Origin of the sequence: Streptomyces sp. NPDC060205 (assembly GCF_042728395.1) — a bacterium.
Classification (GTDB): domain Bacteria; phylum Actinomycetota; class Actinomycetes; order Streptomycetales; family Streptomycetaceae; genus Streptomyces.
In genome coordinates this window covers 1-8,762 of record NZ_JBHWZP010000370.1, presented here as the reverse complement: position 1 = coordinate 8,762, position 8,762 = coordinate 1, and the positions used below count along the sequence as shown (strand labels likewise).

The 8,762-nt window shown below is 70.0% G+C and carries 7 protein-coding genes and 1 tRNA gene; 6 read left to right on the top strand and 2 right to left on the bottom strand.

Annotated features, from left to right (window positions below):
* Positions 1 to 282: 282 nt before the first annotated feature.
* Positions 283 to 1,884 (bottom strand): fibronectin type III domain-containing protein, encoded by a 1,602-nt coding sequence (locus ACFWGJ_RS38085; RefSeq protein WP_387333542.1) that lies wholly within the window; start codon positions 1,882 to 1,884, stop codon positions 283 to 285.
* 148 nt (positions 1,885 to 2,032) lie between these two features.
* Here ACFWGJ_RS38085 and ACFWGJ_RS38080 point away from each other — a divergent pair, with 148 nt between their 5' ends.
* Positions 2,033 to 2,290, top strand: a complete 258-nt coding sequence (locus ACFWGJ_RS38080; protein ID WP_387333541.1) for a hypothetical protein — start codon at positions 2,033 to 2,035, stop codon at positions 2,288 to 2,290.
* A 12-nt stretch (positions 2,291 to 2,302) separates the two neighbouring features.
* Positions 2,303 to 4,120 carry a glutamine--fructose-6-phosphate transaminase (isomerizing) gene (gene glmS, locus ACFWGJ_RS38075; RefSeq protein WP_387333540.1) on the top strand — a complete coding sequence of 606 codons (1,818 nt, stop codon included), beginning with the start codon at positions 2,303 to 2,305 and terminating at the stop codon, positions 4,118 to 4,120.
* 430 nt (positions 4,121 to 4,550) lie between these two features.
* Here glmS and ACFWGJ_RS38070 read toward each other — a convergent pair whose 3' ends face one another.
* Complete coding sequence (locus ACFWGJ_RS38070; protein ID WP_107016076.1) at positions 4,551 to 5,075, bottom strand: universal stress protein; 525 nt, start codon at positions 5,073 to 5,075, stop codon at positions 4,551 to 4,553.
* 647 nt (positions 5,076 to 5,722) lie between these two features.
* On the opposite strand from ACFWGJ_RS38070, the gene ACFWGJ_RS38065 reads away from it, so the two are divergent.
* From ACFWGJ_RS38065 to ACFWGJ_RS38050, 4 genes are all read left to right on the top strand, one after another.
* Positions 5,723 to 6,157, top strand: coding sequence for a hypothetical protein (locus tag ACFWGJ_RS38065; RefSeq protein WP_387333539.1), 435 nt, complete (start codon positions 5,723 to 5,725; stop codon positions 6,155 to 6,157).
* 377 nt (positions 6,158 to 6,534) lie between these two features.
* Positions 6,535 to 7,767: a helix-turn-helix domain-containing protein gene (locus ACFWGJ_RS38060; protein WP_387333538.1), complete on the top strand. Its 1,233-nt coding sequence runs from the start codon at positions 6,535 to 6,537 to the stop codon at positions 7,765 to 7,767.
* 154 nt (positions 7,768 to 7,921) lie between these two features.
* Entirely contained in the window at positions 7,922 to 8,524 is a 603-nt protein-coding gene (orn, locus tag ACFWGJ_RS38055; RefSeq protein ID WP_387333537.1) for an oligoribonuclease, read from the top strand.
* Between the two features lie 107 nt (positions 8,525 to 8,631).
* Positions 8,632 to 8,704: transfer RNA gene (locus tag ACFWGJ_RS38050), tRNA-His, on the top strand.
* The last annotated feature ends 58 nt before the right edge of the window (positions 8,705 to 8,762 follow it).

The following is an 8,762-nucleotide window of genomic DNA, read 5'->3' as shown; positions in this document are numbered from 1 at the left end:
CCGGCTGGCAGGGTGCAAGGAGTGTCCACGCACCTGCAGCCGCGATACGAGGGCAGGGCGCAGCCCGCCCCGAGGGGCGCGGGGAACTGCGCGACCAGCCCCCACCGGCCCGCAGCAGTCATACGGCCGAGGACAGGGCGCAGCCCGTCCCAAGGGGCGCGGGGAACTGCGCGACCAGCCCCCACCCACCCGCAGCCGACACACGGCCGAGGACAGGGCGCAGCCAGTCCCGAGGGGCGCGGGGAACTGCGCGAACAGCCCCCACGCACCCGCCCCGCAGGGTCACCGCACCCGTCGTGCCACAGTGAACCGGTCGACCTCCTCACCGGTCTCCGCGACCCCCGTCACCTCAAGCGTCGCAAGACGCCCCCGACCGGCCGGCGTCACATCCACCCGCAGGAACGAGTAGTCCAGGTACCGCACCCGAGACCACGCGACGGTCTCCTTCTGCCGTCCGCCGTCCGCAAGGCACACGAAGGACGACACGGAGTCTTCGTCCTTCACATGCCCCTCGTACGACTCCTCCGCGCTGAACGCGTACAGACTCCGCCCCGCCGCCCCCGCGGTCACGTACACGACCCCGTCCGTCTCGGGATACGCGGTCCCTCCGATGGGCAGCTCCTTGGCGACCGCGTTCCCCTTGAGGACATCGGTCCGCTCGTACACGTGGTTGTGCCCGTTGATCACCAGATCGACCGTGTACTTCTCGAACAACGGCACCCACTCCTGCCGCACCCCGCCCTCGGAGGCGTGCGCGGTGGACGTGCAGTACGCGCAGTGGTGGAAGAAGACCACGACGAAGTCGATGCCCTCCGCGGCCCGGTACTTCTTGAGCTGCGTCTCCAGCCACCTGGTCTGCGTACCGCCGGAGATCCCGAGGTTGGCCGGGATCTCGAAGGAGATGTCGTTGGCGTCGAGCGAGATGACCGCCGTGTTGCCGTGCACGAAGGTGTAGACGCCGGGCAGGTTCTTGCTGTCGGGCCCGTTCCCGGGAAGCCGCCAGCGGGCCTCCTCGCCGCCGTAGCCGTTCGGGGAGTACCAGGCCTCCATGTCGTGGTTGCCGTACGACACCATCCACGGCACCTGCTTGGCGACGGACTCGGTCTGCGCGAGGAACTGGTCCCAGGTCCGCGAGTCGTACCCGGTGTCCTCCTTCTTGCCCATGCCGGACGGGTCCGCGTACGCGATGTCACCGGCGTGCAGATGGAACGCGGGCTCCTGCGCGAGGATCAGGCTGTCGTTGGCGAGCCCGTGGTAGCTGACGCCCTGGTCGCCGAAGGCGGTGAAGGTGAACGGCTCGGCGTGCGCGGGCGCGGTCGTGAACGTCCCGATCGTGCCCGCGAACCGCGGCTGCGCCGGATCGAAGCCCTCGTGCCCGACGCCGTAGTAGTAGGTGCGCCCGGGCCGCAGCCGGCTCAGCTCGGCGTGCAGGTAGTACTGCGTGTGATCGCCACTGGCTCCGACCCCCGCCGGGGTGAAGAGCGTGCGGACCTCGGCCTCGATCTTCCGGGAGAGGTCCCACGGATGGGCACCGATCCGGATGTACGGCTTGCGCACGGCGACCGGGACCTGCCAGGAGACGGTCATCCGGGTCCGCGCGTCGGCCCCGTACGCGAGGTGCCGGCCGAAGGGCGCGACGAGCGCCCCGTCGACCTTCCCGGCGGCGGAGGCCGAGGCGGTCGCGGCGCCACGCGCGGCCCCCGGCACGGCGGCCTGCGCGCTCGCCCCCGTCAGGAACGCGCCACCCACGACGGCACCCACGGTGACGGCCCCGCCTCTGATCATCGTGCGTCGGGAGAATCTGGAGTGCAGGTACTCGTGCTGCTCGGCCATGCTCATGCGCCCGGCGAGCCGCTCGGGGATCCCCATACGTGGAATGTCCATGGCTGAAAAGGTGCTCCCGGCAACCATCCACCCGCGGGCCACAGGGTGAACAGGCCCCGAACAGGCTCCCATAAGAGTTTCAACAGCCCCTTGCCCGAAATCGGGCAGGATCCTTGCGATTGCCCGCGCTTTACCCCAGGATCAACGGGTGCACGACGACCTTGTTGATCACCTGACGCGCTCCTCGCCCCTCAGCCGGGGCGAGGCACTGCGGGTGATCCAGGACGTGCTCGCCTACTTCGACGAGACGACGGAGGACTACGTCCGTCGCCGCCACCGGGAGCTCCAGGCACAGGGCCTGGTCAACTCGGCGATCTTCGAACGGATCAGGGCGGACCTCGAATACCGCGCGGTCGCACCGCCGGAGCTCACGCTCCGGCAGGTGCGCCGCATCGTCTACGGCTAGGAACTTCTCTGTATGTGCGGAATCGTGGGATACATCGGCAGGCGCGACGTGGCGCCGCTCCTCCTGGAGGGCCTGCAGCGCCTGGAGTACCGCGGCTACGACTCGGCCGGTCTCGTCGTGACGTCACCGAAGACGGCCGGTCTGAAGATGGTCAAGGCCAAGGGCCGCGTCCGTGACCTGGAGGCCCGCGTCCCCAAGCGCTTCGCGGGCACCACGGGCATCGCCCACACCCGCTGGGCCACCCACGGCGCCCCCTCCGACGAGAACGCGCACCCGCACATGTCGGCCGACAACAAGGTCGCGGTCGTCCACAACGGCATCATCGACAACGCCTCCGACCTGCGCAAGAAGCTGGAGGCGGAGGGCGTCGAGTTCCTCTCGGAGACCGACACCGAGGTCCTCACGCACCTCATCGCCCGCTCCTCCGCCGAGAAGCTGGAGGACAAGGTCCGCGAGACCCTCCGGCTGATCGAGGGCACGTACGGCATCGCCGTGATGCACGCCGACCACGCGGACCGCATCGTCGTCGCCCGCAACGGCTCGCCGGTCGTCCTCGGTATCGGCGAGAAGGAGATGTTCGTCGCCTCGGACATCGCCGCGCTGGTCACCCACACCCGCCAGATCGTCACGCTCGACGACGGCGAGATGGCGACGCTGAAGGCCGACGACTTCCGTACGTACACCACCGAGGGCACCCGTACGACGGCCGAGCCGACCACCGTGGAGTGGGAGGCCGCCTCCTACGACATGGGCGGCCACGACACGTACATGCACAAGGAGATCCACGAGCAGGCCGAGGCCGTGGACCGGGTGCTGCGCGGCCGGATCGACGACCGGTTCTCGACCGTGCACCTGGGCGGGCTGAACCTGGACGCCCGCGAGGCGCGCAAGATCCGCCGCGTGAAGATCCTCGGCTGCGGCACCTCGTACCACGCGGGCATGATCGGCGCGCAGATGATAGAGGAGCTGGCCCGTATCCCCGCGGACGCCGAGCCCGCCTCGGAGTTCCGCTACCGCAACGCGGTCGTCGACCCCGACACGCTGTACGTGGCGGTGTCCCAGTCCGGCGAGACGTACGACGTGCTGGCCGCCGTGCAGGAGCTGAAGCGCAAGGGCGCCCGGGTGCTGGGCATCGTGAACGTGGTCGGTTCGGCCATCGCCCGCGAGGCGGACGGCGGCATGTACGTGCACGCCGGCCCTGAGGTCTGCGTGGTCTCCACCAAGTGCTTCACCAACACCACGGTCGCCTTCGCGCTGCTCGCCCTGCACCTGGGCCGCACCCGTGACCTGTCGGTCTCCGACGGCAAGCGGATCATCGAGGGCCTGCGCAAGCTGCCCGGCCAGATCACGGAGATCCTCGACCAGGAGGACGAGATCAAGAAGCTGGCCGAGCAGTACGCCGAGGCCCGCTCGATGCTCTTCATCGGCCGTGTACGCGGCTATCCGGTGGCCCGCGAGGCCTCGCTGAAGCTGAAGGAGGTCTCGTACATCCACGCCGAGGCCTACCCCGCCTCGGAGCTGAAGCACGGCCCGCTCGCGCTGATCGAGCCCGCGCTGCCGACGGTCGCGATCGTCCCGAACGACGACCTGCTGGAGAAGAACCGCGCGGCCCTGGAGGAGATCAAGGCCCGCAGCGGCAAGATCCTCGCCGTGGCCCACGAGCACCAGGAGAAGGCCGACCAGACGATCCTCGTCCCGAAGAACGAGGACGAACTCGACCCCATCCTGATGGGCATCCCCCTCCAACTCCTCGCCTACCACACGGCCCTGTCCCTCGGCCGAGACATCGACAAGCCGAGGAACCTGGCAAAGTCGGTAACGGTCGAATAGCCCCGCAAGGGGCGCGCCCCATAAGGGGCGCGGGGAACGGCGCAGTCTTTTCGCCCCTAAGGGGCGCGGGGAACTGCGCGACCAGCCCCCACCGGACCCGCAGAGGCAACGCACCGCACCGCACCGCAAAGGAACGGAACGGACCCCCACGTGTCGCCACCAGACACGCGGGGGTCCGTTCACACGCCGGGGCCGCCCAAAACCCCGGCTGGCTGCCCACCACCGGTAACCGTCACGCTCCGGCCGGCAGCACGTACACGCTCGTCAACACCGCCCAACGACGGCAAACCTGCTGCCTATATGCCCTTCACAAGCACACAAACACATCTACGCATGAGTAGTTTTGCCGTGCCACGAAAGGGAGTTGCCGCGCCCCGGGACGCATGTCACCTGGGAAGAAGCCGAGTTACGAACCGAGCAGCGGTCCGCGTTACGGAATGACCACCACGGGCCGCTGCGCCCGCTTGGCCAGCCGACCCGCGACCGACCCGAAGATGCGCCCGACGATCCCGTGGGTCGACCCCACCACGATCGCGTCGGCCTCGTACTCCCGCCCCACCTCTTCGAGTTCGTGGCAGATGTCGCCACCGCGCTCGACGAGGATCCACGGGACCTCGGCCAGATACTCCGCGCAGGCCAGCTCAAGACCGAGCACCTCGGTGCGGTGGTCCGGGACGTCCACGAAGACGGGGGGCTCGCAGCCGGCCCACACCGTGGTGGGCAGCCGGTTCGCGACGTGCACGATGATCAGGCCCGATCCGGAGCGGCAGGCCATGCCGATCGCGTACGCGAGGGCGCGCTCGCTGGATGTCGAGCCGTCGAAGCCCACGACGACGCCGTGCTTGAAGGCTGGGTCGCAGGACTGGCGTGTCTCTTCCGCCGCCAAGGGCTCGGCCGCCGTGTGATCGGCGACGGGGCGCTTGCGGTCCGCGGGTTCGAATTCGTGACCGGCCATGGGTGTCTCGGCGTTCGGATCCTCTTGGGTGGGCCGACAGGAGCTGCGGAGCTGTGTCCGGGAATCATCTTCCCAACCCCATACCCCCCAGGGTACGGCGGCACGCCTCCTCTGCCCAGATCCCGCTCTCGCCGCGGGAGGGTTCCCCGGAGCATGCCCGAGAGCACGCCCTTAACGCAACGGTTGCTGCCCCGTACAGCCGTTTCACCCAACACCCCCAAGCCCAGAGAGGGCAAAGCCCGAAGGGGCGCGGGGAACGGCACGACAAGCCCCCACAGACCCGCGGCCGAACATACGGCCCAGGACAGGGCGCAGCCCGTCCCGAGGGGCGCGGGGAACGGCGCGACAAGCCCCCACAGACCCGCACCCGACATACGACCCAGGACAGGGCGCAGCCCGTCCCAAGGGGCGCGGGGAACGGCGCGACCGGCCCCCACCGGACCCGCACCCGACAACCACACTCCGGGGCGAAGCCCGTAAGGGGCGCGGGGAACTGCGCGACAAGCCCCCACAGCCCCGCACCCGACGCCCCCACCCCACGGCGGAGCCGGGAGCTCCCAGGGGAACCCTGGGAAAACCCCCCGTGACCGCCCGCTCGAACAAGCGTTGAACCCACGTACCCCACACCCCCCAGGGAGGAGCCCACCGTGCCCGTCCACCACACGACCGCACCCCACCCTCCCGCCGCCACCACTACCGCCACCACTACCGCCACCACCACCGCCCCCAAAGCCAGGCCCGCCACACAGGACACCGCCACGGACGTGGTCCGCTGGGCGGCCTTCAGCTGCGTCCTGGTTCCGGTCGTCCTCGTCGGGTACGGGACCTCACTGGCGGGCGCGGCCGGCACGGCCCTGGGCCTCGCCGCGGTGACGGCCACCTGCCGCGTACTGCTGCGCCGCTCCGAGCGCGGCGCGGCGCACCTGCGCGCGACGGAGCGGACACCGCATCATGTGCGGCATGACGGGGCAGACGACGGTGATCACCGTGGCGACCGTCACTACGGCCAGGACAGCCACGACGGTCGGGACGAACGCCGGCACGAACGCTGGCACGCCGGTGGAAATACGCCGGTTGACTGACCGGTTTGTGCGCACGCGCCCGCTGCTTTTCAGCCAACTTCCATACCCTGCGTACCCCTTGGCCGAACCACCCCCCAACCCCCGTTCGACCTGCACCGAAAGGGTCCCGTAGGGTGCCCGCACCCTACGGGGACCGGCCACGGGGACGAGGCGCACTTCCCTGTGCGGCCCACGAGTGCAACGCTTCGTGATCGAATGCTTCACGCCAAGTTGCCATGTCGACAATCTGCCGAGTGCTGAACTGGCCACCTCGGCACCACACGACACAGTAGATTCGATCTTGACGTCTTACGGCGGGGGACTCGTGCAGGACCGAGGGGAAACGTGCAGGAGCGACACAACCGAGGAGCCGCGACCACCGAGGGGGGCTTAGCAGGATGAGCCACGACTCCACTGCCGCGCCGGAAGCCGCAGTCCGGAAACTGTCCGGGCGACGCCGCAAGGAGATCGTCGCGGTGCTGCTGTTCAGCGGCGGCCCCATCTTCGAGAGTTCCATACCGCTGTCGGTGTTCGGCATCGACCGCCAGGACGCCGGCGTACCGCGGTATCGACTACTGGTGTGCGCCGGTGAGGAAGGCCCGCTGCGGACCACAGGTGGCCTGGAACTCACCGCGCCCAACGGGCTGGAGGCGATCTCCCGCGCGGGCACCGTTGTCGTGCCCGCCTGGCGGTCGATCACCTCACCGCCACCGGAGGAGGCGCTCGACGCGCTGCGCCGGGCACATGAGGAGGGCGCCCGCATAGTCGGGCTGTGCACCGGCGCCTTCGTGCTCGCCGCGGCAGGGCTGCTGGACGGCCGTCCCGCGACCACACACTGGATGTACGCACCGACGCTGGCCAAGCGCTATCCGTCGGTGCATGTCGATCCCCGCGAGCTGTTCGTGGACGACGGCGACGTGCTGACGTCGGCGGGCACCGCGGCGGGGATCGACCTGTGTCTGCACATAGTGCGGACGGACCACGGGAACGAGGCGGCCGGGGCACTGGCCCGCCGACTGGTGGTCCCGCCCCGGCGCAGCGGCGGCCAGGAGCGCTATCTCGATCGGTCTTTACCAGAGGAGATCGGCGCCGACCCCCTCGCGGAGGTCGTCGCCTGGGCACTGGAGCACCTCCACGAACAGTTCGACGTGGAGACGCTGGCGGCACGCGCGTACATGAGCAGGCGTACGTTCGACCGCCGGTTCCGCTCGCTCACCGGGAGCGCTCCCCTGCAGTGGCTGATCACGCAGCGGGTGCTCCAGGCGCAGCGGCTCCTGGAGACGTCCGACTACTCGGTGGACGAGGTCGCGGGCCGCTGCGGCTTCCGTTCGCCGGTGGCGCTGCGCGGGCACTTCCGCCGCCAGCTCGGCTCCTCCCCGGCGGCGTACCGCGCCGCGTACCGGGCACGCCGCCCGCAGGGTGAGAAGCAGAGCGACCCGGACGGTGCGCCGCCACCGGCGCCGCCGGTGCTGCAGCAGGAGTCGCCCGTGCCGTTCCAGACCCGCCGCACGGCGGCCGCCCACGCGGTCGGCGCGGCGGCCTCGTCCCTCTCCGCGGACGCAGGCCGCCCGGGCGGCGAGCTGTACGCGGCCGGACGGCACAGCCTGCCGGGCCAGCGGAGCGCGCCCTAGCTCCGCGGTGACGTCGTGTGCCGGCCCCGGACCCTTCACGGTCCGGGGCCGGCGCCGTTCGCGGCCCCGGCCCCGCCGCTCCGTCGCCCCGCCGGTCACGACTGCCGAGGTCCCGGGCCTGCCCGGGCGGGTGAGCGGGCCGTAGGGTGAGCCCATGAACGATCGCATGGTGTGGATCGACTGCGAGATGACCGGTCTCTCGCTGTCGGAGGACGCGCTCATCGAGGTGGCCGCGCTGGTGACCGACTCGGAGCTCAACGTGCTCGGCGAGGGGGTGGACATCGTGATCCGTCCGCCGGACGCCGCGCTGGAGACGATGCCGGAGGTGGTGCGCACCATGCACACGTCCTCCGGACTCCTCGACGAGCTGGCCGCGGGCACCACCCTGGCCGCCGCGGAGGAGGAGGTCCTCTCCTACATCCGTGAGCACGTCAAGGAACCGGGCAAGGCCCCGCTGTGCGGGAACTCGGTGGGCACGGACCGCGGCTTCCTGCTGCGGGACATGGCGACCCTGGAGGCGTACCTCCACTACCGGATCGTGGACGTCTCCTCCGTGAAGGAGCTGGCCCGCCGCTGGTACCCCCGGACGTACTTCAACAGTCCCGACAAGAACGGCAACCACCGGGCGCTGGCCGACATCCGCGAGTCGATCGCCGAGCTGCGCTACTACCGCGAGGCGATCTTCGTCCCGCAGCCCGGACCGGACTCGGACACGGCCCGTTCCATCGCCGCGAAGCACGTCCTGCCCGCGCAGTAGCCCCCGCCGTAAAGGCGGGAGCGAGCACCCCTTCGGACCCTGTACACTTTTTCTCGGCCGGTCGGTGAACCACTTCAGGTGAACCAAGCGCAGGATCGCCGGTCATGGTGGGTGTAGCTCAGCTGGTAGAGCACCTGGTTGTGGTCCAGGATGCCGCGGGTTCAAGTCCCGTCACTCACCCTCGACGAGCACCGGCTCGTGCCGGTGGACGAGCGGGCGCTTGTAGTCGATCTCGTGG